This window comes from Selenomonas sp. oral taxon 892 str. F0426 (assembly GCF_000468035.1).
Classification (GTDB): Bacteria; Bacillota; Negativicutes; order Selenomonadales; family Selenomonadaceae; genus Centipeda.
In genome coordinates this window covers 12,471-39,470 of the sequence record NZ_KI260540.1, presented here as the reverse complement: position 1 = coordinate 39,470, position 27,000 = coordinate 12,471, and the positions used below count along the sequence as shown (strand labels likewise).

General features: G+C 54.3%; 26 protein-coding genes. 20 read left to right on the top strand and 6 right to left on the bottom strand.

The features are described from left to right. The first annotated feature begins 6 nt into the window (after positions 1-6). From HMPREF1992_RS07105 to pseI, 12 genes are all read left to right on the top strand, one after another. Positions 7-786 carry a glycosyltransferase family 2 protein gene (locus HMPREF1992_RS07105; RefSeq protein WP_037358968.1) on the top strand — a complete coding sequence of 260 codons (780 nt, stop codon included), beginning with the start codon at positions 7-9 and terminating at the stop codon, positions 784-786. Next, positions 783-1,688 carry a DUF535 family protein gene (locus HMPREF1992_RS07100; RefSeq protein WP_021685196.1) on the top strand — a complete coding sequence of 302 codons (906 nt, stop codon included), beginning with the start codon at positions 783-785 and terminating at the stop codon, positions 1,686-1,688. Before HMPREF1992_RS07105 ends, HMPREF1992_RS07100 begins: the two co-directional genes overlap by 4 nt. Before the next feature lie 78 nt (positions 1,689-1,766). Next, on the top strand, positions 1,767-3,185 hold the full coding sequence (locus tag HMPREF1992_RS10965) for a capsule polysaccharide biosynthesis protein (protein ID WP_021685195.1): 1,419 nt from the start codon (positions 1,767-1,769) through the stop codon (positions 3,183-3,185). A gap of 46 nt (positions 3,186-3,231) precedes the next feature. Beyond that, positions 3,232-4,680, top strand: coding sequence for a hypothetical protein (locus HMPREF1992_RS10960; RefSeq protein WP_021685194.1), 1,449 nt, complete (start codon positions 3,232-3,234; stop codon positions 4,678-4,680). Positions 4,681-4,683: 3 nt separating this feature from the next. After that, positions 4,684-5,667: a UDP-N-acetylglucosamine 4,6-dehydratase (inverting) gene (pseB, locus tag HMPREF1992_RS07085; RefSeq protein ID WP_021685193.1), complete on the top strand. Its 984-nt coding sequence runs from the start codon at positions 4,684-4,686 to the stop codon at positions 5,665-5,667. Further along, on the top strand, positions 5,664-6,827 hold the full coding sequence (gene pseC / locus HMPREF1992_RS07080) for a UDP-4-amino-4,6-dideoxy-N-acetyl-beta-L-altrosamine transaminase (protein WP_021685192.1): 1,164 nt from the start codon (positions 5,664-5,666) through the stop codon (positions 6,825-6,827). Before pseB ends, pseC begins: the two co-directional genes overlap by 4 nt. 47 nt (positions 6,828-6,874) lie before the next feature. After that, a complete protein-coding gene (locus HMPREF1992_RS07075; RefSeq protein WP_021685191.1) occupies positions 6,875-7,756 on the top strand; it encodes an aldo/keto reductase in 882 nt (293 codons plus the stop codon). A 66-nt stretch (positions 7,757-7,822) separates the two neighbouring features. Beyond that, positions 7,823-8,566 carry a glycosyltransferase family protein gene (locus HMPREF1992_RS07070; protein ID WP_231366969.1) on the top strand — a complete coding sequence of 248 codons (744 nt, stop codon included), beginning with the start codon at positions 7,823-7,825 and terminating at the stop codon, positions 8,564-8,566. Positions 8,567-8,595: 29 nt separating this feature from the next. Then, the gene (locus HMPREF1992_RS07065) at positions 8,596-9,888 is read left to right on the top strand and encodes an aspartate aminotransferase family protein (RefSeq protein ID WP_081689294.1); all 1,293 of its coding nucleotides are present in this window, start codon (positions 8,596-8,598) and stop codon (positions 9,886-9,888) included. A 32-nt stretch (positions 9,889-9,920) separates the two neighbouring features. Beyond that, positions 9,921-10,970, top strand: a complete 1,050-nt coding sequence (pseG, locus tag HMPREF1992_RS07060; RefSeq protein WP_037359105.1) for a UDP-2,4-diacetamido-2,4,6-trideoxy-beta-L-altropyranose hydrolase — start codon at positions 9,921-9,923, stop codon at positions 10,968-10,970. Beyond that, positions 10,954-11,439: a GNAT family N-acetyltransferase gene (locus HMPREF1992_RS07055; RefSeq protein WP_021685187.1), complete on the top strand. Its 486-nt coding sequence runs from the start codon at positions 10,954-10,956 to the stop codon at positions 11,437-11,439. Before pseG ends, HMPREF1992_RS07055 begins: the two co-directional genes overlap by 17 nt. Positions 11,440-11,451: 12 nt before the next feature. Beyond that, on the top strand, positions 11,452-12,471 hold the full coding sequence (gene pseI / locus HMPREF1992_RS07050; protein WP_021685186.1) for a pseudaminic acid synthase: 1,020 nt from the start codon (positions 11,452-11,454) through the stop codon (positions 12,469-12,471). A 71-nt stretch (positions 12,472-12,542) separates the two neighbouring features. Here pseI and HMPREF1992_RS07045 read toward each other — a convergent pair whose 3' ends face one another. The 3 genes from HMPREF1992_RS07045 to HMPREF1992_RS07035 form a co-directional block, all read right to left on the bottom strand. After that, positions 12,543-13,598, bottom strand: a complete 1,056-nt coding sequence (locus HMPREF1992_RS07045; protein ID WP_231366974.1) for a tyrosine-type recombinase/integrase — start codon at positions 13,596-13,598, stop codon at positions 12,543-12,545. Positions 13,599-13,791: 193 nt separating this feature from the next. Continuing rightward, entirely contained in the window at positions 13,792-15,177 is a 1,386-nt protein-coding gene (locus HMPREF1992_RS07040) for an aspartate ammonia-lyase (protein ID WP_021685184.1), read from the bottom strand. 181 nt (positions 15,178-15,358) lie between these two features. Then, complete coding sequence (locus HMPREF1992_RS07035) at positions 15,359-15,817, bottom strand: Hsp20/alpha crystallin family protein (protein ID WP_037358962.1); 459 nt, start codon at positions 15,815-15,817, stop codon at positions 15,359-15,361. 225 nt (positions 15,818-16,042) lie between these two features. On the opposite strand from HMPREF1992_RS07035, the gene HMPREF1992_RS07030 reads away from it, so the two are divergent. From HMPREF1992_RS07030 to HMPREF1992_RS07020, 3 genes are read left to right on the top strand one after another with little or no spacing between them, the layout of a single operon-like run. Continuing rightward, positions 16,043-16,405 (top strand): arsenate reductase family protein, encoded by a 363-nt coding sequence (locus HMPREF1992_RS07030; RefSeq protein WP_021685182.1) that lies wholly within the window; start codon positions 16,043-16,045, stop codon positions 16,403-16,405. A gap of 13 nt (positions 16,406-16,418) precedes the next feature. Further along, positions 16,419-17,402, top strand: coding sequence for a YeiH family protein (locus HMPREF1992_RS07025; protein ID WP_021685181.1), 984 nt, complete (start codon positions 16,419-16,421; stop codon positions 17,400-17,402). 9 nt (positions 17,403-17,411) lie between these two features. Further along, positions 17,412-18,032 (top strand): hypothetical protein, encoded by a 621-nt coding sequence (locus HMPREF1992_RS07020; protein WP_021685180.1) that lies wholly within the window; start codon positions 17,412-17,414, stop codon positions 18,030-18,032. 54 nt (positions 18,033-18,086) lie between these two features. On the opposite strand, the gene HMPREF1992_RS07015 is transcribed toward HMPREF1992_RS07020, so the two are convergent. Next, on the bottom strand, positions 18,087-19,373 hold the full coding sequence (locus tag HMPREF1992_RS07015) for an adenylosuccinate synthase (protein ID WP_021685179.1): 1,287 nt from the start codon (positions 19,371-19,373) through the stop codon (positions 18,087-18,089). Between the two features lie 26 nt (positions 19,374-19,399). Continuing rightward, positions 19,400-20,692 carry an adenylosuccinate lyase gene (purB, locus tag HMPREF1992_RS07010; protein ID WP_037358954.1) on the bottom strand — a complete coding sequence of 431 codons (1,293 nt, stop codon included), beginning with the start codon at positions 20,690-20,692 and terminating at the stop codon, positions 19,400-19,402. Between the two features lie 188 nt (positions 20,693-20,880). On the opposite strand from purB, the gene HMPREF1992_RS07005 reads away from it, so the two are divergent. The 5 genes from HMPREF1992_RS07005 to bioA all read left to right on the top strand — a co-directional run bounded on the left by HMPREF1992_RS07005 (position 20,881) and on the right by bioA (position 25,814). Beyond that, positions 20,881-21,618, top strand: coding sequence for a metallophosphoesterase family protein (locus HMPREF1992_RS07005; RefSeq protein ID WP_021685177.1), 738 nt, complete (start codon positions 20,881-20,883; stop codon positions 21,616-21,618). Positions 21,619-21,701: 83 nt separating this feature from the next. After that, positions 21,702-23,015, top strand: a complete 1,314-nt coding sequence (locus HMPREF1992_RS07000; RefSeq protein WP_196801393.1) for a metallophosphoesterase — start codon at positions 21,702-21,704, stop codon at positions 23,013-23,015. Positions 23,016-23,213: 198 nt separating this feature from the next. Further along, the gene (locus tag HMPREF1992_RS06995) at positions 23,214-23,750 is read left to right on the top strand and encodes a biotin transporter BioY (protein WP_037358951.1); all 537 of its coding nucleotides are present in this window, start codon (positions 23,214-23,216) and stop codon (positions 23,748-23,750) included. Between the two features lie 12 nt (positions 23,751-23,762). After that, positions 23,763-24,443 carry a dethiobiotin synthase gene (gene bioD, locus HMPREF1992_RS06990; protein ID WP_021685174.1) on the top strand — a complete coding sequence of 227 codons (681 nt, stop codon included), beginning with the start codon at positions 23,763-23,765 and terminating at the stop codon, positions 24,441-24,443. Positions 24,444-24,467: 24 nt separating this feature from the next. Further along, positions 24,468-25,814: an adenosylmethionine--8-amino-7-oxononanoate transaminase gene (bioA, locus tag HMPREF1992_RS06985; protein WP_021685173.1), complete on the top strand. Its 1,347-nt coding sequence runs from the start codon at positions 24,468-24,470 to the stop codon at positions 25,812-25,814. Between the two features lie 65 nt (positions 25,815-25,879). Here bioA and HMPREF1992_RS06980 read toward each other — a convergent pair. Continuing rightward, positions 25,880-27,000: autotransporter outer membrane beta-barrel domain-containing protein (locus tag HMPREF1992_RS06980; protein ID WP_021685172.1), on the bottom strand; the 1,121-nt coding region annotated here is incomplete at its 5' end.

Below are 27,000 nucleotides of genomic sequence, written 5' to 3'. Positions count from 1 at the left end.
GGCATTATGGCTCTAAATCTTTCTGTTCTCATCCTTGCGAAGAATGAGGAGAAGAATATAGAGGACTGCATTCGCAGTGCTGCCTTTGCAGGCGAAGTTGTTGTGATCGATGACTTTAGCACGGATCGTACTGCGGAGTTGGCAAAAGCTCTTGGCGCGCGCATTGTTCAGCGCGCTCTTGCCGGCGATTGGGGCGCACAGCAAACATTTGCGGTGGAACAGGCCACGTGTGATTGGATTTACTTTTTGGACGCAGATGAACGTATATCACCTCAGCTCGCCGATCATCTCGCAGCCCTTGTCAAAGCGGACGATCGACAATGTGCTTATGCGAATTCACGTTTGAGTTATTACTATGAACAGCCGCTTCGCCATGGTGGCTGGTTTCCTGACTATGTAGTACGCCTTTTGCCGCGCGAGGGGACGAGTGTCACGGGGCTTGTTCATCCTAAAATATGCCATCCGTATCGTGAGGTGAAGCTGCCGAAGAATGAATATCTCATTCACTATCCCTATCGTGATTGGACACATCATCTGAGCAAGATGAATACGTATACCTCTCTTGCTGCTCAGAAATCCTATGACAGCGGTCGCCGTGCAAAATTCGCAGACGTCATCCTGCACCCTGTTTGGGCAAGCTTTCGTATGTATATCCTGCGCGGCGGATTTCTCGACGGGCGCATTGGGTTTATCCTTTCCGTATTCCACTACTTTTATACAATGGAAAAGTATGTAAAACTCTACTACCTGGATAAGACGAACCGTCATACGGGGGATTTTTCATGATCGCAGAAATCTATGATGTTGCGCGCCGGGCGTATCGTTTTCGTCATACGAGCGAGGGGCGGCGCGCAGTGATCTTCATGGTGCGTGCAGTCCTGCATTGGAATACTCTGCGGGAGCTCTATGATTTCTTTCATGAAACAGAGGCACGTAAAGAGCTCTATGAGCGTAATCCGTTTCCCTTGGAGCAGGCGACACGCGCCTTTTTTTATGCAGGTTCGACCGTCGCTGCACGCATCAAGCTCATCAAATCACATTATTCTTTTTTGGAAGAGCGGTTGAACCAAGCGGATTTTGTAGATCTTGGACTGGAGCATGCACGGGAAATATGGCGCTCATCGGAAACGGATATTGCGTGGAATGCCCATCTGAAACTAGAGCCGGGACAGCGCAAGGAGGGCCTGCTCTCCGTCATGATGGCAGTCGATCACGTTACGCTCTATCAGATCATGTTTTGGATTGAACAGCGTGATGGAGTGCCGACACTCGTGATTGGTGCGATGCAGGGACCCAACACCGAGAATGCACAGGACTTTGTGCGTGAGATGACGAAGCGTGCACATCGATTCCGTACGAAGAATCTCATCCTCTACATGACACAGGCGGTCGCGCGTTCTCTCGGTGTGCAGCGAATCCTTGCCGTCTCGAACGTGGGATACTATGCAAACAACCATATCCGCCGTGATCGTAAACTTAAGACCGATTTCGGTGCCTTTTGGGAGGAAGCGGGCGGATGGGAGACGGAGGATAAGCGCTTCTATGAACTTCCTCTTACCCTGTCGCGCAAGGAGATGGATCATATCCCGACCCGAAAGCGCGCCGTTTATCGGCGGCGATTTGCGTTTCTCGATGAGGTGGATGCGGAGATCGAGGAGAGGGTGAAAGCTCTCATGATTTCCTTTTAAGTGATTGCATGCTTAATTTCTTTGATTTGCTAAAGCACATGATCAGGCATATGAGCAGTGATAGAGAGGGCGTGTGTCATGAGACGTTTTGTTATTGTGGAACTGGATGCAGATCTAATCCGTGATGTTTTAAAGGAGTTTCATAAGAATGGAACGATAGAGATTGTAAAATGGTATATTGCAGAAGAAAATCGGACGGCGTTTTCTGACTTCCCTTCGGCAGAGGTGTTTATCACATCATGGCGGAGAGGTTTGTCTTATACTCCGACATTAACAGAAACGGAAGAGCGTCGTCTTTTTGCCGAACTCGATTATATCTTGGCAAACTTTGCACGTGACACGGAGTTTTATCGCATTCCATATTACGAATATAAGCATGTTGTACATATGATGGCAAATTATTTTGCGGATGTCATGCGTCGCGTTCGTGCGGAAGCGATTCTATTTCAAGATTTGCCGCATGGTCCTGTCGACAGTGTCATTTATGCGGCAGCACGTATTTTAGGGATCCGGACATACGCATTGGTTCCCTCTGAGCAGACGGATTTTTTTCATATTTGCACATCAATAGAGGATTATGGTATCTTTGAAATCTGCCCCCGATTACAGGAAAAAGAGCAAAGTGTGATACATGTCGAAAAGGCCTATCAGAAAAAATTGGCATATATGACAGAAGAACGGATTCGAGAGGATTTAGGAAAGTCTGCCAAACAAAAGTTTCGGCTCTTTATGCACCCACGTACATGGTTTGCAGAACGATGGGCGATGTTAAAGCGTCATGGGGATAAATATGATTCTGTTGCGGATTTCATTGAGCGGCGTATTGTCCTCGGCATCAGCCGATATTTTCGCACCAAAGAGTATCATAGAGCAGCAAGACGTGCAGAGGCGAGCAATATCAGCTGGAGTGAAAAGTATGTATATTTTCCGCTGCACCTACAGCCGGAGATGACTACGGATACGCTTGGCGGCTGCTATCGTGATCAACTCTTGGCAATCGAGCAGCTGGCACGCATTCTTCCGAAAGACTGGCTGATTTACGTCAAGGAGAATCCGAAGCAGTTGTTCTGGATGCGGGAAAAATATTTTTTCAAACGATTGTCATGTCTGCCGCAGGTGCGGTATATTTCACGCTCGGTAGATACATATCAGCTCATGAAGCACAGTCAGTTCGTTGCGACCATCAGTGGAACGGCGGGCTGGGAGGCGATTTCAGGCGGGAAGCCCGTGGTTGTCTTTGGGCAGTGCTGGTATAAAAATTTTCCTGGTGTTTTCCCATTTTCAGATGAGCTTGACGCAGAGGCAGTGGCTGACTATTCCATTGAGCATTGTGCCGTGGAGCAGGCATTCTCTGCGTATCGAGGAAAGGCTTTGAAAGGGATCTTCCGCAGTGATTGCCTGCGTGACGCTAAGGATTTTGATGCAGGGGAAAACCATAAAAATATGCTCCAAGCGATGGAGTTCTTGTTCGTCAAATTGAATGGGGCAAATTCGTGAGAAACGAAAGACCATAGCGGGCGATGCATGATAAGGAGGCGATAGGATGTTAAATACATTGATTTGGGGGTTGGATCAACCGATTGCTGCTCCTTTGATTGCGCGCCTTCATGATGAGGGGGTATTTTGTGTAAAAAAGTGGATTGTTGGTGAGAGTGACAGTAAGACGCCGTTCTTCATGGAGAGAGAGGGTGTCGAAATCATCGAGGATAAACTTGAACTGAATTTTTCTCAGGAGGATTTGGATTTTCCGCCGACTTGGCTGGATGAGAAAATACGCCCCTACTTCCCTGTCATTTTACAGAATTTCGCCCGTCAGTTATTCTATGATCGCCTTCCTGTCTATGAGTTCATGAATATCATACAGATTTGGGTGAGATATTATTATACAATGCTTGTACGGAATCAAATTGATATTGTCGTTTTTGCTGATATACCGCATGAGGGGGGGCGGAGCATTCTGTATCCTATGGCACGGGCCATGGGAATACCTACCTTGATTTTAGTACCGTCCGGTCCCTTCGGAACCTTTGCATACTGTTTTTCGATAGAAGATTATGGGCGCTTCGCGGATGTTCCGATGTTTCGCACGCCGCATCCTGAGGAGACAGAGGTTCGTCAGGACTATAAAAAAGACCTGTACTATATGAAAGGGAAACATGCACCCAAGAAAAGAAAGACTCTGCAATATCACTTGAGAAAATTAGCGTCGCCAAGGGTATTCATAAAACGGAAAAAGGATATTTTTGAAAGTACTCTTCAAAAATACAGCAGCATTCAAGAGTTTTTTTTAAAAAAAGTCGCAGCATGCGCTATGAACTATGACGAAAAGAAGAAGTATCAGGCAAATGCAATAAAATGTTCTGAAAAAAATATTGATTTTAATTGCGATTACGTATATTTTCCGCTTCATCTTCAGCCTGAAATGACAACGGATGTATTAGGCGGAATATATTGCGATCAGCTGCTCGCTATTGAGAAACTGCGCGCAATGCTGCCGCCGAATTGGATGATCTACGTTAAGGAAAATCCAAAGCAGACGAAACGCATGCGGCTGGATTACTTCTTCAAGCGTCTGAAGCTCATTCCGAACGTCAAGTATGTGGATCGCTCCATCGATACCTATGCGCTTATGGAACATGCCAAATTTGTCGCGACTATTACGGGGACGGCCGGGTGGGAGGCAATCAGCGGAGGAAAGAATGCCCTGATCTTCGGGCGCATATGGTACGAGACGTTTCCCGGTGTATTCCAGTATCATGAGGGGCTGCACCTGGAGGACATCACATCATATGTGATCGATCATGATGCTTTGGAGCAAGCTCTGCATTGCTATTTGGAAAAGACGGTGGATGCCGTTTACTCACCAGCGGTTCAGGAGGCTATGCCGGCGTTTGACGCCAAGAAGAATGATGAAAAGCTGGAGAAGTTTTTCCGGTTCATCATCCCCTATATAGAGACGCACCGATGCAAGGTCGCAGGAGAAAAGGAGTAGAATATGTTCAACAATAAAAATATCCTTGTCACAGGTGGGACAGGATCGTTTGGCAAAATGTTCATCAAGATCCTGCTTGAGCAGTATCGGCCCAACAAAGTCATTGTCTACTCACGCGACGAACTCAAGCAGTTTGAGATGCAGCAGACATATAACGACAGTTGTATGCGTTACTTCATCGGCGATGTACGGGATGGAGAGCGCTTGAAGTATGCGATGGAGGGCGTGGACTACGTCGTCCATGCTGCGGCGCTTAAACAGGTGCCGGCGGCGGAATACAACCCGATGGAGTGCATCAAGACGAATGTGAATGGTGCGCAGAACGTCATTGACGCGGCGCTTCATGCAGGCGTTAAGAAGGTTATTGCACTCTCCACGGACAAGGCGGCGAATCCGATCAACCTCTATGGCGCGACAAAACTCTGTTCGGACAAACTCTTTACCGCAGCAAACAACTTTGTCGGTGCAAAAGAGACTCGGTTCGCCGTTGTACGCTACGGCAACGTCGTCGGCAGCCGCGGCTCTGTGGTACCGTTTTTCAAACGCCTCGTAGCGGAGGGAGCGCAGGAACTTCCCGTGACCGATCCGCGCATGACGCGCTTCTGGCTTCGATTGGAGGACGGCATTGCGTTCGTGCTCAAGAGCTTTGAGCGCATGAAGGGCGGTGAGATCTTCATCCCGAAGATCCCGTCGATGCGGATTACCGACCTCGCGGAGGCGATTGCACCGGGTCTGCCGGTCAATATCATCGGCATCCGTCCCGGGGAGAAACTACATGAGGTGATGTGCCCGTCGGATCTCTACTATGAGACGCTGGAGTTCGCGGATCATTTTGTCATCATGCCCTCCACGCAGGAGCAGACCGTGGACTATACACACAATGCGATCGGCGAAGTCGGTACGCTTGTACCGGATGGATTTGACTACAACTCCGGAAACAATCCCCATTTCTTGACAGTGAAAGAACTACGGGAGATGAACCCATGATTTACTATGGAAAACAGGATATCAACGAGGCGGATATACAGGCCGTTGAGGCGGTTCTGCGTTCGGACTTCTTGACGCAGGGGCCTGCGATCGAGCGCTTTGAGCAGCGCGTTGCTCAGTATTGCGGTGTGAAATATGCGGTCGCTGTCTGCAACGCGACCTCTGCGCTTCATATCGCCTGTCTCGCGGCAGGCCTTGGGAAGGGCGATCTCCTCTGGACGAGTCCGATTACCTTTGTCGCCTCGGCGAACTGTGCACGCTACTGCGGTGCGGATGTGGACTTCGTCGATATCGATGAAAATACCTACAATATGAGCGTTCCTGCACTGGAGCAGAAGCTGCAGGAGGCGAAGCGGCGGGGCAGACTGCCAAAGATCGTCGTTCCCGTGCATATGGCGGGGCAGTCCTGCGATATGCGTGCCATCAAGAAACTGTCGGAGGAGTACGGATTTACCCTGCTCGAGGATGCTTCGCACTGCATCGGCGCGGACTATGCTGACACCAAGGTGGGAAGCTGCGCCTATTCGGATATGGCGGTGCTGAGTTTCCATCCCGTCAAGATCATCACGACGGGTGAGGGCGGCATGGTTCTGACGAACGATGCTGCCCTCTACGAGCAGCTTTGTCTCTATCGCAGCCATGGCATTACGCGCGATCCAAAGCACATGACCAAGGAAAGCGATGGAGACTGGTACTATCAGCAGGTTGCACTCGGTTTCAACTATCGCATGACGGACATTCAGGCGGCGCTCGGGGCGAGCCAGATGGATCGTCTCGATGCATTCGTTGCACGCAGACGATTCCTGGCGGCGCGCTACGATGAACTGCTGCGGGATCTGCCTCTTAAAACGCCGTTTGTTTTGGATGGGGCGCAGCCGTCGTGGCATCTGTATATTGTCCGCATTGACTTTGACCGCGTACGCAAGACAAAGCAGCAAATCTTTGCGGAAATGCGAGAGAAAGACGTTGCGCTGAACCTGCACTACATCCCTGTGCATACGCAGCCCTACTATGAGGCGCTCGGTTTCCATGCAGAGGACTGTCCTGCTGCTGTGGAGTACTATCGTGAGGCGCTGACCCTGCCGCTCTATCCATGCATGACGGATGCGGAGCAGGAAATGGCCGCACGGGCGCTGCGCGAGGTACTGATCGGCGGCTGAATGCGGCGGTGCTGATTCGAGCAGCGATGTCGGAAACGGGAGGACATATGGCACAACTTTGTCTGGGAACGGTGCAGTTCGGTATGCACTATGGCATTCACAACACCTTGGGGCGCCAGCCGACCGCAGAAGAGGTCTTCGGGATCCTGGATGCCGCTCTTGATACAGGCATTCGTATGTTTGATACCGCCAGCGCATACGGAACGTCGGAGGAACTGCTCGGTCGCTATGCGCTAGCCACACATGGCGGACAGATCATCTCTAAACTGCATCCTGCGCTGGAAGGAGAGCGGCGTGATGTCCAGCAGGAAATCCAACGCTCCCTGACACGTCTTTCCGTGACCAGCCTTTACTGCTATATGCTGCATCGCGTAGAGGATCTCGATGATGCCTCTGTTATGGACGCGATGGAGGAGGCAAAGGCGCGTGGATGGATGGATAAGATCGGTGTGAGTATCTACAGTCCAGATGACGCCATGCGTGCGGCAGAGGATTCTCGCATTGATGTCATACAGGTGCCGTATAACGTGCTTGATCAGCGTCTTGACGACTGCGGTTTTTTTGAGTGTGCCAAGGAAAATAGAAAAGAAGTATTTGCGCGGAGCTCGTTTTTGCAGGGACTTTTGCTCATGTCTCCTGCGGATGCAGAGGCAAAGGTTGCGGGAAGCGGTGTCTATGTGGAGCGCTTTCAAGCCATGGCGGCAGAGGACGGATTCCTCCCGCGTGAGGCAGCGATGCTCTACGCACTCTGTCATGCGGGAATTTCCTACGTCGTGTTCGGTGTGGATACGAGTGCACAGTTGAACGAGAATGCGGATCTTCTGTCAAGGTGTCACACATTTTCAGCAACCTATCAAAAACTGTATGGTGCATTTCGTGATATAGATGTGAATATACTCGAGCCGCAGCGGTGGAAGGTCAGCCTCTGATTTTTTATTATGAATGTGTATCTATTTATGGCTGATGTTCCTATGGAAAAGGACTGATATATATTGGTGCTAGCCATTTTGCAGGCGCGGTGCTCCTCGCATCGTTTGCCGAACAAGGTGTTGAAGCCATTGCTTGGACGAGCGATGGTGCTGCGGGAGATGGAACGTCTGACACGCAGCCGATACATTGACCAGCTTGTTCTCGCGACGAGCACAGATGTGAGCGATGATCCGCTCTGTGCTCTTGCAAAAGAGACGGGCGTAAACATCTATCGCGGCAGTCTTGATGATGTTCTGGATCGTTACTATGCCTGTGCAAAAGAATATGGCGCGGAACATATCGTTCGCGTGACGGGGGACTGTCCGCTCATTGACTGGCGTGTGAGTGATGATGTGATTGCGCGTCACCTCACTGAGAAGAATGACTATACGCATACAACAGAACGCTTTCCAGACGGGCTTGATACCGAGATCATGACATTCGCTGCTCTGGAACAGGCACATCGGGAGGCACGACTGACTTCTGAGCGGGAACACGTCACACTCTATTTTCGGAATCATCCGGAGCGCTTTCGTATTGGTTCTGTGGACTGTGCGGAGGATTATGGCGATTTGCGCTGGACGGTTGATGAGCCGTGCGACTTTGCTTTTGTGGAAGCGGTCTATGAAAAACTCTATGCGAAGAACAACGATTTTTCCATGCAGGATATTCTTTCCCTGTTGAAAGAACAGCCTGACCTTCGGACGTTCAATCGAGGGATTGTTCGAAATGAGGGGCTGCTGAAATCTCTGGCAGAAGATACGAAGTAAGCGGGATAAATATGGGAGGCGCATCTATTATGAAGATCAATCAAAGAAGTCTGAAGAAGTCAGATGAACTGTGGCAGCGGGCACAGGATACCATCCTCTCGGGCTGTCAGCTCTACAGTAAGGGGCCTGAGACACACATCAAGGGCGTGTCTCCCATCTATATCGACCATGGCAAGGATGGGCACGTCTGGGATCCGGACGGCAACGAATACATTGACTATGATATGGGGCTTGGCCCCATCCTGCTCGGCTATCAGTACAAGGCGGTGGATGATGCAGTCATGGCGCAGCTGCGGCGCGGCATGGGCTACTCCCTCGTTGCACCCGAGGAAGTGGAGTATGCTGAGCTGTGTGTAAAGCACATCCCGAGCGCAGGCAAGGTGCGCTTCCTCAAGACAGGATCCTCGGCGACGGAGGCGGCTGTCCGCATTGCGCGCTGCTATACGGGGCGCAAGCACATCGTGCGCGGAGAGTATCATGGCTGGCATGAATGGACGACAGCGGCGGAGAACGTCCGTCAGGGGGGCATCCTTCCCGAGGTGCGTCAGTTCGTCCATAAATTTGACTACAACGATCTGGCGAAGGTCGAAGAGTATTTTGAAACCTATCCGGGGGAAATCGCCGCAGTCATTACCGAGGCGGTTGAGGTCGAGCCACCCAAAGAAGGTTTCCTTGCGCAGTTGAAGGAACTCTGCCATCGGAACGGGGCTCTGCTGATTTTCGATGAGGTTGTCAACGGCTTCCGCTTCTCGATCGGCGGGGCGCAGGCGTATTTCGGCGTGACGCCCGATCTCTCGACGTTCGGCAAGGCGGCAGCAAACGGAATGCCGCTCTCCATCGTCGCGGGACGCAAGGACATCATGGAGGAAGTGGATAAGAAGATCTTTATCTCCACTACCTTCGGCGGTGACTGCCTGTCTCTTGCCGCCGGTATTGCCGTGATGAAGGAACTCGAATCCGGTGAGGCTACGAAGGCCATCTGGGAGAAGGGCAGATATCTTCAGGATAATTTCCGCCATCTCGCGAGGGACATTGACGTGCCGATTGATCTCAGCGGCTACCCCTGCCGTCTGAACCTCGAATACACGGACTATGAGGGGAAAAAGGACTGGCTCTATAACTCCATCTTCATGCAGGAAAGCGTCAAGCGCGGCGTTCTCCTTGGCTGGCATATCTTCCCGTGCTATACGCATACACAGGAGGATTTGGACTTCACGCTCAACGTATTTGAGGATGCGATGAAGGTCTATCGCGAAGCGCTGAAGAGCGGGCATCCCGAAACCTATATGGAGGGCGAGCCGCTCAAGATCGTTCTGGGGTGATGTTTTGTGTTGAAACAGATCGGATGGATGTCATGAACGACGTTGCGGCGATTCGAGTGGACTCATCCGAGCAGATCGGAAGCGGGCATCTGATGCGCTGCCTGACACTGGCGGAGCGACTGCGGAAGGATGGCGCTGACGTTCATTTTATCTCGCGTGATCTTGCAGGGAGTTTGCACCGACTGGTCGAGGAGCACGGATTTCCCCTGCATCTCCTGCCGCAGCATGAGGAGGATCCAAATCTCACAGGCTATGCGGCGTGGTTGACCGTGTCGCAGGAGGTGGACGCAGAGGAGACAGGGGAGATTCTGTCCCGTATGCAGCCTGTCAACCGTCTCATCGTAGACAGCTATGCGCTCGATGCGGTGTGGGAGCAAAGAATGCGTCCACTTGTGCGAGAGATCTTCGTCATTGACGATCTGGCGAATCGCCCGCATGACTGTGATGTGCTCCTCGATCAGAACTACTATCGGGAGATGCGGCATCGCTATGACGGGCTGGTACCGCCGCACTGTAAACTCCTGCTCGGCCCCCGTCATGCCCTCCTGCGCGAGGAGTTCTATGAAGCACGAGAACATTTGAGAGAGCGGGATGGTATCCTGCGCCGTATTCTTGTATTCTACGGCGGTAGCGATGTGACGCGGGAGACCGAAAAGGCAATCTGTGCGCTCGTGCAGCTTCAACTTTCCTCCGTTGCTGTGGATGTCGTCGTTGGAGGGAGCAATCCACGTCGCACGCAGATCGAGAAGCTTTGCGCCGCGCATGACTTCCTTCACTATCACTGTCAAGTTTCCAATATGGCAGAACTAATGGCACATGCTGATCTTTGTCTCGGCGCAGGCGGTACGACCACATGGGAACGCTGTTTCCTGGGACTTCCTGCTATCGTGACTGCTGTTGCCGAAAACCAGATTCAGATCTGCGAGGATTGCGCAGAGGCGGGATATATCTGCTATCTCGGCAGATGGGATGAAGTGAGGCAGGAGGATATTGCGGCGGCTGTGCAGAGATGTATTATGCCGCAAACTCTGCGGGAGATGCAGCGAAGCTGCAGATTGGACGTGAATGATTGTGACAGATGAAAGACGGCTATACCTGCGCCCTGTTGAACTGTCTGATGCAAGGCTGCTTTTTCAGTGGCGTAACGAGAAGGAGACACGTGCAAATTCTCTTCATAGTGAAGAACTCGTCTATGAGGATCATGTCCGATGGTTGGAGAATGTGCTCGGAACGACGAAGGCACAATATTTCTTTATTCTGATGGCAGATCTTGTGCCGGTTGGTCAAATTCGTCTGGCAGTTGAAAATAAGATGGCTCTGATCAGCTACAGCATTGATGCAGCGCATCGAGGTCGTGGATATGGTCGTATGATATTGCAGATGGCAGAAGAAAACTTGAGAGATCAACATGTGTGTCTTACTCTTGTCGGTTACGTCAAAGAAGAGAACGTTGCTTCTCAGAGAGCATTTGCGTCGTTACACTATCATGAGAGTCGTGAAAATGATCTTCTTCGATACGAAAAAGTGATCGGGGAAGCAGACAATAGATAGGGAGGAAAGGTCGTGGAGGGACAGAAGCCTTTTATCATTGCAGAGATGTCGGGCAATCATAACCAGTCGCTTGAGCGTGCGCTCGCCATTGTCGATGCGGCAGCTGCTGCAGGTGTCGATGCGATTAAGATTCAGACCTATACCGCGGATACAATGACACTCGACATTGATACAGGCGAGTTTTTTATTGCGGATCCAAACAGCCTATGGAAGGGCGAGTCGCTATACCATCTTTATGAGAAGGCTCATACCCCGTGGGAATGGCACAAACCGATCTTTGATCGCTGTAAAGAACACGGCATCATGGGATTCAGTACGCCCTTCGATGATACATCTGTTGATTTTCTCGAAGAACTCGATGTGCCCTGCTATAAGATTGCCTCCTTTGAGAATGTGGATCTTCCACTCATTCGGAAGGCTGCGCGCACGGGCAAACCGATTATCGCATCGACGGGGATGACGACCGTCTCAGAACTTGCCGATCTCGTTCAGACGGCGCGGGACAATGGCTGTACAGATCTGACCCTACTCAAATGTACGAGCAGCTATCCATCCTCTCCGGAGGGGACAAATCTCCGCACGATTCCACATATGCGTGAGCTGTTCGGATGCGATGTGGGGCTGTCGGATCATACGCTCGGCATTGGAGTAGGCGTGGCGAGCGTCGCGCTTGGGGCGACCGTGATCGAGAAGCACTTTACCCTGTCGCGTGCCGATGGCGGTGTCGATGCGGCATTTTCGCTGGAGCCGGATGAGATGGCGCAGCTCGTGCGTGAGTGCCGTGCAGCTGCACTTGCAATGGGTGAGGTGTGCTATGAGATGGCAGAGCAGGAAAAGAAATCTCTGCAATTCCGGCGCAGCCTATACATTGCAGAGGATATGAGAGCGGGAGATGTTCTGACGGAAAAGAATCTGCGCCGCATCCGCCCAGGGCATGGGCTTTCGCCAAAGCATTATGATGTACTGCTCGGTCAAAGAGTAAGGTGTGATGTAAAGCGAGGGACGCCTATGTCTTGGACTTTAGTGGAGTAATCCTGCAGAAGATATAGGGAAAGCCCGACCATACTAGCAATGCTTTATGGTCGGGCTTTTGTATGCGCTGATTATTTTTTTTCTGCGTCAGAAGAGGTCTGCTGCATATCTTTCACACTCATTCCAGGAGTAATCCCTCTTGTATAGCGGCGCTCCATGCGGTCGTGGACGTGGGCGTATTTTGCGGTGACTTTGGGGCTGCGCTGACGCAGGGTTTCTTGTACGACGCGCAAATCCTTCGTTTCCTGATAGAGGTTTGTGCCGCAGCTGTGGCGGAATAGGTGGCAAGCGTAGCCGGGCTGTTTGAGCCCCGCCTCGCTGAGTGCCTTGTTGATGACGTAGCGGATGCCGACGCGCGTGATGCGCCCGTTCCGATTGTTCGGCGAACAGGAGATCACGGTCGGCGTGAGGCGATTTTCCGGCGGGATGGCACCGCGCGTTTCGATGTATGCCTTGAGGAGCTGAAAAGTCTCCTCGCATGGGTAGATGATGCCTGCGTGTCCCTTACCCCTTATTTCGATGCGTCCGCGCTGCCAGTCGATGTCCTCGTCCGAGAGGCGCATGACCTCGACGACGCGCAGGCCTTCGACGCCCATGAGGTAGACGATGAGAAGGTTGCGGAGGCGGCGCAGGGTGTTTTTGTCCGCGGCAAGTCCCTCGCAGATTTCCTTGATCTGGTCGACGGTGAGGTATTTATAGTCCTCGTCGAGATGCTGCGGGTTGCGCAGCTGCAGGTCGGCACAGGGGTTCTCGGCGATGAAAGAAAGCCGTTCTGCGACCTTGTAAAAGGCGCGGATTGCTGCCCCCTTGATCATGAGGGTTGCTGCACTGTAGCCGCGCATGCGCAGCTCCTCCATGTAGATGCGGATCTGGTAGTCATGTACATCATTCAGCGGATGGAGATTTTGCTCCATGCACCAGTGGAGGAAGAGGCGAATGGCGAGTTCGTAGGTGTCGCGCGTGTCAGATGTTGGCGCGCCGCCCGCGATGTAGCGCGGTAGATATTCGTAGAAGTGGGTGATGAAATACTCCGGCGTGATGGCATCCTGTCGTACGTTTGCCGCGACCTCGCCCATGCGCCGTACATTGCCGAGCGTACTCTCTGTGCGCCGGGCAGGAACGCCCATCTGCGGCGCACCGCCGCTGCGGTAACTCTCGTTTGTCGCCAAAATATCACCCGCTTCCATCTTGTTCGGTTGATTATAGCACGTTGGCAGGAGCGTTAGCAACAGGTAAACTTGGATGCTGTTTCCCGCGGCGTCAGGAGTGTCTCTGGCGTGCCGCAGAGACGCTGTTCTCTTGCCGGTTCGTTCTGTATTATTAGGCAATTCCCGGCCGCGTCATTTGACGCGGCGAGAGGATGTGATCCAGCTCCTTTTTCGAGAGGATGCCTTGATCGAGGATGATCTCGCGGATGGGTTTGCCCGTGGTATATGCCTCGCGTGCGAGTTCGGCAGATTTCTCGTAGCCGATGTGCGGCAGGAGAGCGGTAACGATGCCGACGCTGTTGTCGAGCCATTTCTGGCACTGCTCGACGTTGGGCTTCAGATCGACGAGCAGTTTCTCGACAAAGGTGTCAACGGCGCGCGTGAGGTAGTTCAGCGAGTTGAACATATTGAATGCCATGACCGGTTCCATGACGTTCAGTTCAAACTGTCCGTTCTCCACAGCAAGCGTCACGGCGAGATCGCCTGCAATGACCTGATAGCATGCCTGATCGAGCACCTCCGCGATGACGGGGTTGACCTTGCCCGGCATGATCGATGAGCCCGGCTGGCGCATGGGCAAATGCAGTTCGTTCAGTCCGCAGCGCGGCCCTGATGCCATCAGGCGGAAATCGTTTGCAAGCTTGATGAGGACGAGTGCTGCATTTTTGAGTGCAGAGGAGAAATCGGCAAACGCGTCTGTGTTGTTCGTCGCGTCGATGATATTCTGCGACGTGCGATATTTTTCACCCGTGATCTCTGAGAGGCGCAGTGCAACTGCCTTGATGTAGGCAGGCTCGGCGTTTAGCCCTGTACCAACGGCGGTACCGCCCATGTTGATCGTGTGGATGTGGCGCAGGACGTAACGGATGCGGCGCATGGAGCGGCGCACGGCGGACGCATACGAGCCCATCTCCTGCCCGAGCGTGATGGGAACGGCATCCTGCAGATGCGTGCGCCCCATCTTGAGAATTGCGCGGTATGCAGTCGCCTTTTTCTCTAGTTCTGAGGCAAGGCGCTCGAGGGCGGCGAGAAAGACCGTGCCTTTGGCCGAGAGGCAGACCTTGATCCCCGTGGGAAATGCATCGTTCGTCGACTGCGCCATGTTCGCGTGGTTGTTCGGTGAGATGATGTCGTAGCGCCCCTTTGCCTCGCCGCGCAGTTCGAGTGCGCGGTTGCACAGCACCTCGTTCATGTTCATGTTGACCGATGTGCCTGCGCCGCCCTGAATCGGGTCGACAGGGAATTGGTCGACGAGACCGCCGGCGATGATCTCGTCTGCTGCCTGCACGAGGAGATCGCCGATCTCGCGCGTGAGCCGTCCCGTATCCATGTTCGCGAGCGCCGCTGCCTTCTTCACTTGTGCGAGTGCGACGATGAAGTCAGGATCGAGCTTCTGTCCTGTGATGTAGAAATTTTCGACAGCACGCATGGTCTGTACGCCATAGTAGACATCATCGGGAACTTCTAGGTCACCGAGAAAATCGTGCTCGATTCTCATAGCAATCACTCCTCCGCACCTTAAAGTTATCAACAATTGTATACAGTATACCATAAAAATATAAAAAAGAAATGTTTTTTGAAAATAAAAGGAGCGCTGATAAAATGAAAAGAGCGGAACTGCGCTCAGGAAATTTCCCGAGCGCAGTTCCGCTCTTTATGGATGAGAGAATTCACGCAGGTCAGTGAATCTCGATCTGTTTGCGTTCCGGCGTTTCTGCTGTCTTCGGCAGGTTTACCTGCAGTACGCCGTCCTTGAATTCCGCGTGGATGTTTGCGTCGTCGATGCCGTCAATGTAGAACGAGCGGCTGACCTCGCCCGTGTGGCGCTCGCGTCGGATGTAGTTGCCCGCATCGTCCTTCTCATCATTGGACTCCGTACGTGAGGCAGCAATCGTGAGATAGCCGTTTTCGTAGTGCAGGGCGATGTTCTCCTTCGTCATACCCGGGAGGTCTGCAGTCAGTTCGTAGTGATCGTTTGCGTCCTTCACGTCCACTTTGAACGAGGCGGCACCCCAGTTCGCGGCGGGGAAATCGTCACGGAAGAAGGAGTCGCGCATCGCGTCGAAGAGAGCAAACGGATTCGAGGCATCGCGCTGAGAGAGATTGCGGCGTCCAGCGAAAGGTACAAGTCCAAACATGATAATCAACTCCTTATAGTCTTTGCGGCATATTCGATGTTTGGTATTCGATATGCCATTCATTTTCTTTTGATGTGGAAGGTATTTTGAATTACCTTTCGATTGTTATTATACCTCAAATAGTCAAAAAGTCAATATATCAAAAAGAAAAAGTTTGAAAAATTTTTTGGAGGGATTATAATGGAGAATGTAACAAGATGGATTTCATGCAAGGAGAGATGATATATGGATAAAGACATTCTTTTCATAGGATATCCCAAATGCTCGACCTGTCAAAAGGCAGAGAAGTTCCTTCGCGCGCACGGCTGTGAGGCACCGATGCGCGACATTAAGACGGAGAAGCCGACGGTACAGGAGCTGCGCACGTGGCATGCGAAGAGCGGACTGCCGCTGAAGCGCTTCTTCAACACGAGCGGCATGATCTATCGTGAACTTGCGCTCAAGGACAAGCTGCCCGCAATGACGGAGGAGGAGCAGTACGCAGTGCTCGCCTCGGACGGGATGCTTGTGAAGCGCCCGCTGCTCATCACGAAGGACGGCGTTCTCACAGGATTCCGCGAGAAGGAGTGGGCGGCGCTGTTCAGCTGAGAGAAGGGATTTCATGAAGTACGCATACATGGACGGCATTTTCTATGCCCTGCTCTTTGCGATACCGGCGTATATTCTGGGGCTGTACTTTCCCATCGTAGGCGGTCCCGTGTTCGGTATCCTGCTCGGCATGCTGTTCGCAAAGAAACGCCGTCCCGAGGCGGTGGAGAAGGGGATTCAGTTCACGGGCAAGAAGATTCTGCAGTACGCGATCATCCTGCTCGGCTTCGAGATGAATCTCTTCCATGTTGTGGAGGTCGGTGAGCAGTCGCTCTATGTCATGGTGTTTACCCTGCTCGCTGCATTCGGTGCGGCATTCCTGATGGGGAAGCTGCTCGGGCTGGAGCGCGATATGACCTCGCTCGTCGGCGCGGGCACGGCGATCTGCGGCGGTTCTGCGATTGCGGCGGTCGCACCCGTTATCGGGGCAAAGGATCGGGATGTCGTCATCTCGATCGCGACGATTTTCTTCTTCAATGTGCTCGCAGTATTCATCTTTCCGTTTCTTGGGCATACGATGGGGATGTCGGACGCAGGCTTCGGTATGTGGGCGGGCACGGCGATCAATGATACCTCATCGGTCGTTGCGGCGGGCTATGCCTACAGCCACGACGCAGGCGCGTATGCGACGATCGTCAAGCTGACGCGCACGCTCATGATTGTGCCGGTCTGCTTGTTCTTTGCCCTGCTCATGATGCGCGGGGCGGCGAAGAGCGGAGCAGGCTTCTCACTCCGGCGCATCTTCCCGATGTTCGTACTCTACTTCGTGCTCGCGTGCATTGTGAATACGACGGGCATTCTTCCCGCAGAGGTTTCACGCGGACTCGGAATGCTCGGCAAGTTCGCAATTGTGCTTGCGATGAGTGCGATCGGGCTGAATACCGATCTGCCCTCGCTCATCAAGAACGGAGCGCGGCCGTTGGCTCTTGGCATGGTCTGCTGGATCGCGGTCGCAGGCACATCGCTCATCGTGCAGCACGCATTGGGTCTGCTCTGAGGAGGTACAATGATGGAAGAACATGAAATCGAACTGCGCCCGTTCCCGCCGTTCCTGCCTGCGAATGCGACGGTGATGATGATGGGGACGTTCCCGCCCGCGCCCGAGAAGAGGACGATGGAGTTCCACTATCCGAATTTCCAGAACGATATGTGGCGTGTCTACGGGCTGGTATTCTTCGGTGACGCAATGCACTTTCAGCGTGCGGGAGAAAAGGCGTTTGACGCGGAGAAGATCAAGGCGTTCATGACGGAGCGCGGCATCGCCTCGTGTCCGACCGTGCGCCGTGCCATCCGCGGACATGGGAACGCCTCGGACGCGTTCCTCGAGGTGGTGGAGAAGGTCGATCTGCCCGCCGTCCTCGCGGAGATTCCGAACTGCCGCCGCATCTGTACGACGGGCGGCAAGGCGACAGAGATCCTGCTCTCGCTGCTTGAGACGGATGTCAAGGCAAAGGACTTCAAGACAGGTATGACCATCGCCGCGCGCTGCAGTGATCGAGACCTCCTCATCACACGACTTCCGTCCACCTCGCGCGCCTATCCCATGAAACTTGAGAAGAAGGCTGAGGCATATCGGAACTTCTTTGCGGAGGCAGGCTTTGCGGTGGCAGAGCAGAATAATAGGTAAACAAAAATGGCACGCTGTGTGCAAAACGCACAGCGTGCCGTAATTTTATAGATTTTAGAAAAGGTCCTTGGCGAGGACGATGGTCTGCTCACGCGAGGGACCGACAGAGACCATGCCGAGGGCGATGCCCGTGATCTCTGCCATGCGTTCGAGGTATTTGCGTGCGTTCTCGGGCAGATCATCGTAGCTGCGGATCCTGGAGGTGTCCGTCATCCAGCCCGGGAAGGTCTCGTAGACCGGTTCGACCTCTGCGAGGACGTTGAGGCTTGCGGGGACGCCCTTCATCAGTTCCCCCTTGTACTTGTAGCCTGTGCAGATCTTGATCTCGTCGAAGCCGTCCAGGATATCGAGGCGTGTGACCGCCATGTAGTCGATGCCGGAGAGGAGTCCCGCGTGGCGGACAACGACGGCGTCGAGCCAGCCCGTGCGGCGCGGGCGCCCTGTGACGGTGCCGAACTCGTGCCCTGCCTCGCGCAGCTTCTCGCCGATCGGATTCAGCTGCTCGGTGGGGAAGGGACCCTCACCGACGCGCGTGCAGTATGCCTTGACAACGCCGATGACCTTGTCGATCTTCTTGGGCGCAACGCCTGCGCCGATGGTGACGCCGCCCGAGATCGGGTGCGAGGATGTGACATAGGGATAGGTGCCGTAGTCAATGTCGAGCATGGTTGCCTGCGCACCTTCGAACAGCACCTTGCGTCCCGCATCGATCTCCTCGTTGATCAGGGGGATCGTGTCGGTGACGAAGGGACGCAGCCGCTCTGCATATCCCTCGTACTCTGCGAGCACCTCATCGTAGTCGAGCGGCTCGTGGAAGTAGACGGCGGCAAGCTCACCGTTCTTGACATCGAGGTTCTTTTTAAGTTTTTTTGCGAACTCGTCCTTCTCCATGAGGTCGCAGACACGGATACCGATGCGGTCGTCACGATCCATGTAACAGGGGCCGATGCCGCGTCCCGTCGTACCAATTTTGTCCGCGCCGCGCTGTGCATCACCGATGCCGTCCATCAGACGATGGTAGGGCATAACCACATGGGCACGGTCGGAGATGCGGATGTTCGACGTGTCGATGCCGCGCGCCGCCATGGCGTCCATTTCCTGCAGACAGACCTCGGGGTCAAAGGCAACGCCGTTCGCGATGATGTTGTGCGTGCCCTTGTAGAGGATCCCAGACGGCAGGAGGCGCAGCTTGTACTCCTCGCCGGCTGCGACAACGGTATGCCCCGCGTTGCAGCCGCCCTGGAAACGCACGACGGTGTCCGCCTGACTCGCAAGATAGTCGACGATCTTCCCTTTGCCCTCGTCGCCCCACTGCGTTCCTGTGATAACGATGGTTGACATGATAGAGTCCCCCTTAAATCTTTCCCTCAGAGATCAAAGCGCGCGAAGATGGAATCCACATGGCGCAGGAAGTAGGTGTAGTCAAAGCATGCGTCGATCTCATCCTTTGTGAGATGCGCGGAGATGTCCGCGTCCTTTTCGACATTCGTGCGGAAGTCCTCCTTCTCAAGCCAGCGCTTCATGGCATTGCGCTGCACCCAGACGTATGCGGTCTGGCGCAGGATGCCCTTGTTCACGAGTGCCGTGAGGATGCGCTGGCTGTAGATCAGCCCGCCCGTACGGTTCATATTGTGCAGCATGGCGTCGGGGTAGACGAGGAGTTTGTCGACGATGCCCGTCAGCTTGTGCAGGCAGTAGTCAACGTTGATCGTCGCGTCAGGCAGGATGACGCGCTCGACGGAGGAGTGCGAGATGTCACGCTCGTGCCAGAGCGTCATGTCCTCGAGTGCTGCGAGGGCATTGCCGCGTACGAGACGGGCCATGCCCGAGACGCGCTCGCAGTTGATCGGATTGCGCTTGTGCGGCATCGCGGACGAACCCTTCTGCCCCGCCTTGAAGAACTCCTCTGCCTCGCGGATGTCCGTGCGCTGGAGGTTGCGAATCTCGGTCGCGATCTTCTCCATCGTGCCCGCGATGATGGCAAGCGTCGTGACGAACTCGGCGTGACGGTCGCGCTGGATGACCTGAGTCGCGAGGCGCACAGGTGTGATGCCGAGCTTTTTGCACGTTAGCTCCTCGATGCGCGGGTCGATGTTGGAGTAGGTACCGACGGCACCCGAGAGCTTACCGACAGAGACGGTTTCCTTCGCACGCGTCAGGCGCTCAATGTCACGCTCGACTTCCGCACTCCAGAGGAGCAGCTTCAGCCCGAATGTCATCGGCTCCGCGTGGATGCCGTGCGTGCGCCCAATGCAGGGCGTGTGGCGGAACTCTTCCGCTCGGCGGCGCAGAACTTCGCGGAACGCGCGCAGATCGTCGAGGATGATAGCGGCGGCGTCGCGCATCATGACGCAGTATGCCGTGTCCTTGACATCGCTCGAGGTCAGTCCCTTGTGGATGTACTTCGAGTCCTCGCCAACGTTTTCCTCGAGATTCGTGAGGAAGGCGATGATGTCGTGATCGGTAGTCTTTTCGATCTCGTTGATGCGGGCAACGTCGAACTTGGCCTTTTTCTTGATATTCTCCACGGCGGCGGCGGGGATCTCACCCAGCTCTGCCATCGCCTCACATGCGGCGATCTCGACATTCAGGATGGTCTGCCACTCGTTCTGAATCGACCAGAGACGGCCCATCTCCGGCCGCGTATAGCGTTCTATCATTTGCTTCCTCCTGCCTAGGTGCATGAAAGACATAAATCAACATTCCTATCATATATCGGTAGGTCTAGAATGTCAATCATGCGCGGTGATTTGGCATAAAATACACACAATATAAAAAGATACGGGGGTTTATCAGCTTCATTTCAGAGTATTTGCGATATAATAGAAAAAAGAAGGAGGCGATTCCAATGGCGTTTCGGCGTATTCTCGCCGTGGGAGATATTCACGGCGACCTAGAGCGTCTGCAGGCCCTGTGGGGGCAGATCGCGTTCGACGACACGCAGGATTTGCTGATCTTCCTTGGAGACTATATCGACCGTGGGGCGGCGTCCGTAGAGACACTCCAATTTGTGCGGGGGCAGACAGAGCGCTGTGAGAATGTGCACGCGCTCCTTGGCAATCACGAGGCAATGATGCTCAGCTATATCAGGACGAATGGACTCGATGATTTCGATCCCATGAGTATTTGGCTGATGAATGGCGGCAATATGACGCAGCGGCAGCTCTCTGCTCTCCCTGAGGAGGAGTCGGAGGAGCTCATTGCCTTTGTCAAAGCGCGGCCGCTCTATTTCCGTATGACATATATGGGGCAAAGCATTCTCTTTGTCCATGCGGGTGTGCATCCGCGGCGGAAGAAGCAGACATCACGTGACCTACTGTGGATTCGTGATGATTTTTTCGATAACTATTGTGGGCCGGAGCTCGTTGTCGTCGGACATACGCCGACGCAGGCGATTGGCAGCCGTGACAGGAACCGCAATAGGCCCCTTTTTCTGCCGAACAACATCATCGCCTGTGATACAGGAGCGTTTCTCTCCGGCGGGTGCCTCAGCTGCGTGGATATCGCACGCTATCTTACCTTGCGTTCGCATGGAGCAGCTTTGACAGCAGAGGATCTTGCCTCTTGCTATATACAATCGGCATGAGGGCGGACTGAAGCAAAAAAGATTGACTTGGAATCCGTACAAAGGGGTATGATGTGCGGCATAAATAAATGAAGGATGAAGCTATGGCAAATGGAAAAAATATAAAACGCCGCACATTTATCAAAGCGGCGGCGACAGCGGGAGTACTTGCAGTGGGAGGTGCGGCACTCTGGTATCTCGGCGGGTTGCGCGGACTCAGGAAGGCGGCGCTGCGTCAGTTCCCGGGAGTGCTCTACACAGAACGTCTGCGTCAGATCGTGACACAGGATAACACAAAAGCACGTGCTCTTATGTGGGAGCTCTCTTCGCCCATGGAGAATCAAATGGTCGAGCTCCGTGTGCAGGGGGCGAAGGAGGCTGCGCATCGCTATCCCGGCATGGATGATCGATTTACGGATGATGGCATTGAGGTCTATCAATACACTGCAGAGCTGGACAAACTAACGTCGGGCACGCATTATGAGTATCGCATTGTCGCGGGCGATGCGGCGACGGACTGGCAGACTCTCTACACGCCGACAGAAAGCGAATCGTACAAGATCTTGATCTTCCCCGACGCCCAGTCCTCCGACTATTCGGACTGGAAGGAGATTGCACATCTCGCGTGGGCGCGCAATACGGATGCGGAGCTTTTTGCCTGTATGGGCGATCTCGTAGACAACGGTGAAGATCGCCTGCAGTGGACGGAGTTCTTTGCCGGCATCAAGGAAATGCAGCGATCGATCCCAATGGCGCCTGTCATGGGGAATCACGAGACGTACAATCTTGACTGGAAGGCGCGCCTCCCGGAGGCGTATCTGCGCTATTTCCAAACACCTACGAACGGGAGCAAGGCGTTCGGGCGCTACTACTACTCCTTTGACTACGGCGATGTGCATTATGTCGTGCTCTGCACGCAGCAAAAGGAGATAGGAACCTTTAAGAGCGGGCTGCTCGAAGAGCAGCTTGCGTGGATTCGCCGCGATCTGAAGGCGCATCGGAAACGCTGGAACGTCGTTCTCATGCACAAGGATGTGCTGCAATATCGGATCAACGGACGTCCCGAGCGGGAGGAGGGCATTGATGAGGACAACGGACGCGTGTGGATGCCCATCTTCGATGAACTCGCGATCGATGTCGTCTTTTCGGCGCATCTGCACACGTATCGGAATCGCGGGCATATCTACGGCTTTGAGAAGACGCCGGACGCGAAAGGGCCGCTTTACATCCTCACGGGGGTTGCAGGCAATGTGCGCTATCCGAATCTTTGGATCGATCACGCCTTTGACGAGGTGACACTGCCGCAGCCCGAGACGGATAACTATCTCACGATGGAGGTCTCGCGGGACGCGCTCGAAATTGCGTGCTTCCTGTCCGATGGGACTGAGATGGATCGCGTGCGCGTGACGAAAAAGTAAAGGAATGGCTCAATTTATTAGTGCTTCCTAAATTGTGTGAGGCTTCTCTTTCATACGTGGTGACAGAGAAGCCTCTTTCTATGCACGAAAATATTTGTAAACCAGAATAAAATAAAACAGTTGACAGTAAAATGTGGAACGTGTATGATAAAGCAAGTTTATTTCAATGATAAATGCGCTTGGAGGTATCTGAACATTATGAAGCTACGAGAAATAATTCTTTGCGGACTCTTTATTGCACTCGTTGCCGTCGGTGCATTCGTCCGCATTCCGGTCGGGACGGATGTGTATACGCTCCAGTTCCTCTTTACGCTGCTTGCGGGGCTGATGCTCGGCGCACGACTCGGGGCACTTGCGGTGGGCACATACGTCCTGATGGGGCTTGTCGGGATTCCGGTCTTTGCCTCGGGCGGTGGGCCGGGCTATGTGCTTCAGCCGACGTTCGGCTATCTCGTAGGATTCATTGTGCAGGGCTGGCTGACGGGGGCACTCAGCCGTACAGGCAGGCCGACGTTCCGTCGCGCGCTTCTCGCGTGTCTGGCAGGCATGGCGGTGGTCTATGTGTTTGGTATCTCGTACTTCTACTTTGCGTCGAACTACATCATCGACGCGCCGATCGGGTTCTGGGTGGCAATTTGGTACTGTGGTGTTCTGCAGCTCGTGCCGGACTTCCTGCTCTGCGTGGCAGCGGCGTACATCGGTGTGCGGACGCAGAGGGCAGGGCTTTGGCTGTAAGGAGAGTATAGCATGGGCAAGGCATTATTCATCACGGGCACAGGTACGGATATTGGCAAGACCTATGTCACAGGGCTGATCGTGAAAAAACTGCGCGATGCGGGACTTCGGGCGGGCTACTACAAGGCGGCGCTCTCGGGAGCAGAGACCCTCGCGGATGGCACGCTGCTGCCGGGCGATGCGCTCCATGTGGCGCATACTGCGGGACTTGCGCCGGAGGATGCCGCCGTCTCCTACATCTACCGCGATGCCGTATCGCCCCATCTCGCCGCACAGATCGAGGGGCGCCCCATGGATTTCGACAAGGTGGAGCAGGACTTCCATACGGCGAAGGAGCGGATGGACTATCTGACGGTGGAGGGGAGCGGCGGCATTATATGCCCCCTGCGCTGGGACAACGAGGAACACGTCATTCTGGACGATCTCGCCCTTCGCCTCGGACTCTCTGCACTCGTCGTCGCGGACGCAGGACTCGGCACGATCAACGCGGCTGTGCTGACGGCAGAGCATTTGAAGATGCGCGGCATTCCGCTCAAAGGTTTTATCTTCAACAACTGGACGGGCGGCACGATGCAGGAGGATAATGTCAAGATGGTTGAGGCACTGACGGGAGCGCCTGTACTTGCCCGTGTGGAGCACGGTGATGCAGCGCTGCCGATGGCGGCAGACGCACTCGCCGCGTTGTATGACTGATCGGAGAGAAAAGGAGAGAGAGCTATGCCGACGATTGAGGAGCGCGATCTGCGCCATATCTGGCATCCGTGCGCACAGATGAAGGACTATGAGGAACTGCCGCCGATGGTCATTGACCATGCAAAGGGGGCGTGGCTCTGCGATGTGCATGGGCATTCCTACCTCGACATCGTGAGTTCGTGGTGGGCGAATCTCCTGGGGCATACAAATGAAAAGATCAATGCACGGATCAAGGAGCAGCTTGACCGCTTGGAGCACGTCATCTTTGCGAATTTCTCCCACCGCAGCGCCATCGAACTCGCTGAGCGGCTCGCATCTCTCGTCCCCGCGGGGCTGACGAAGTTTCACTTCAATGACAACGGCTCCTCAGCGGTCGAAGCGGCGCTCAAGATGGCATTCCAATACTGTCAGCAGACGGGACGCACGGAGAAGACGCGATTTATGTGCCTCACGGAGGGCTATCACGGCGAGACCATCGGCGCACTCTCGGTCGGGAGCATGGATCTCTTTGCCCAGATGTATCAACCGATGATGATGGATAACATCCACGTCGAGGCACCCGACTGCTATCGCTGCCCGTATGGGAAACAGCGCGAGGACTGTGACTGCGCGTGCATCGAACACGCAGAGCGTGCATTCGCGGAGCACGGCAAGGAGACGGCGGCGATGATCGTTGAGCCGCTCCTGCAGGGGAGCGCAGGCATGCGCATCTATCCCGAGGCGTATCTCAGAAAGCTGCGTGCGCTCTGCGATGCGCATGACGTACTTCTCATCGCCGATGAGATCGCGACGGGGTTCGGCCGCACGGGACGGCTCTTTGCGTGCGAGCGCGCAGGGATCACGCCCGATCTCATGTGCCTCTCGAAGGGGCTGACGGGCGGCTATATGCCGATGTCGATCACCGTCGTGAAAGAGAAGATCTACGAAGCATTCTACGCCGACTGGTGCGAGGGCAAGGCGTTCATGCACAGTCACACCTACGCGGGCAATCCACTCGGCTGTGCGGCGGCACTCGCCGTACTCGACATTCTCGATGAGGAAAATATATTGGAGCAGGCGGAGAACACGGCGGCATGGCTGACCGAGCGCATGACGGAGGCGTTCGGTACGCATCCGAACGTTGGCGAGATTCGCCACATCGGACTGATCCACGCAGTGGAGCTAGTCGAGGATCGCGCAGAAAAGCGCCCCTTTGACGGGAAACGCCGTCTCGGCTACGCGATCTATCGCCGTGCGCTGAGACATGGACTGCTTCTCCGCCCGCTCGGCAACGTGCTCTACTTCAATCCGCCGCTGAATATCAGCAGAGACGATCTCGAAATTGCCATCGAACGTATGAAGCTCTCGATGGACGAGGTGCTCGGGGGATAATGCACTCCACATAAAAAGACGCACTCCTATGAGTGCGTCTTTTTATGTGGGAAATTCCCGTCGGTTTAGAAGTTCCAGCGCATACCGGCATCCATGCGCCATGCGGTCTGGATGTCGCCGCCGAAGGTCTTCTCGAAGTTACCGTAGAGGTTCGTACGGTCGTTGAGTTTCATCGTGCCGCCAAGCTGGACACCGACCCATGTGTCGCTGCCGCGCTGGACGGTACTCTTCGGAGTAAAGCCGTCGGAGTAGTCCGTGTGCATATCGCCCGCGAACTCATGGTAGAGCGAGACACGCGCATAGCAGGTGCTGCGCTCCGTCTCTTTGCCAATGCCAAAGCCCACACGTCCGATGAAGCTGTCAAACGGCTTCTGGTGCACATACATGCTCATGCCGCGGAAGTCTGTGCTGCCGACATAGCTCTTACCCTGCATGTGGCTGTAGATGAGCTCGACCTGCGGCTCGACGAAGGTGCCGCCTGTCATAGCGATGCGCTTTCCGTACTCTGCCGAAAGCGAGCCGCCCCACATCGTGTAGTCGCCCTTGACATAGTGACCAAAGTCGTTGTAGACCGTGTACTCGTTCTGGAGTCTGCCGATCTTTGCGATGAGATCGACGTACTGCCCGGATTTACCCGTCCATGTACCGTAGATGCCGAGGTTGCCTTCCTTGTTCTTGCCGTTGCCGGCGGTGTAGGAAGATGAGCCACTCATGTAGCTGCCCGCAACACCGACGCGCCAGTCATCTCCGACCTTCTTGTCGTAGCCGACCTGAATGGTGGAGTAGTTCATGCGGAAGTTGGCGTTGTTCTTGTTGCTCGTTGCCTTTCCACGATAGACACGCGCCCAGATACCCGCATCCTGCGGCGAGAGACGGAGGTCGCCCATGCGTTTCATGAGGTCGTTCGCCTCAGCACGCCACGCCATCGTCGATGCCGTCATCGCCGACTTGACACCGCTCATGAGCTTCGTCTCATAGTCGCCGTACTCGATCTTCGGATTTGGCTTCGGCGTATCCGGCTTTGGAGTATCCGGCTTCGGAACATCTGGCTTCGGAGCATCCGGCTTTGGTGTATCCGGCTTCGGAACATCTGGCTTCGGCGTATCCGGCTTTGGTGTATCCGGCTTCGGTGTATCTGGCTTCGGTGTATCTGGCTTCGGAACATCCGGCTTCGGAGTATCCGGCT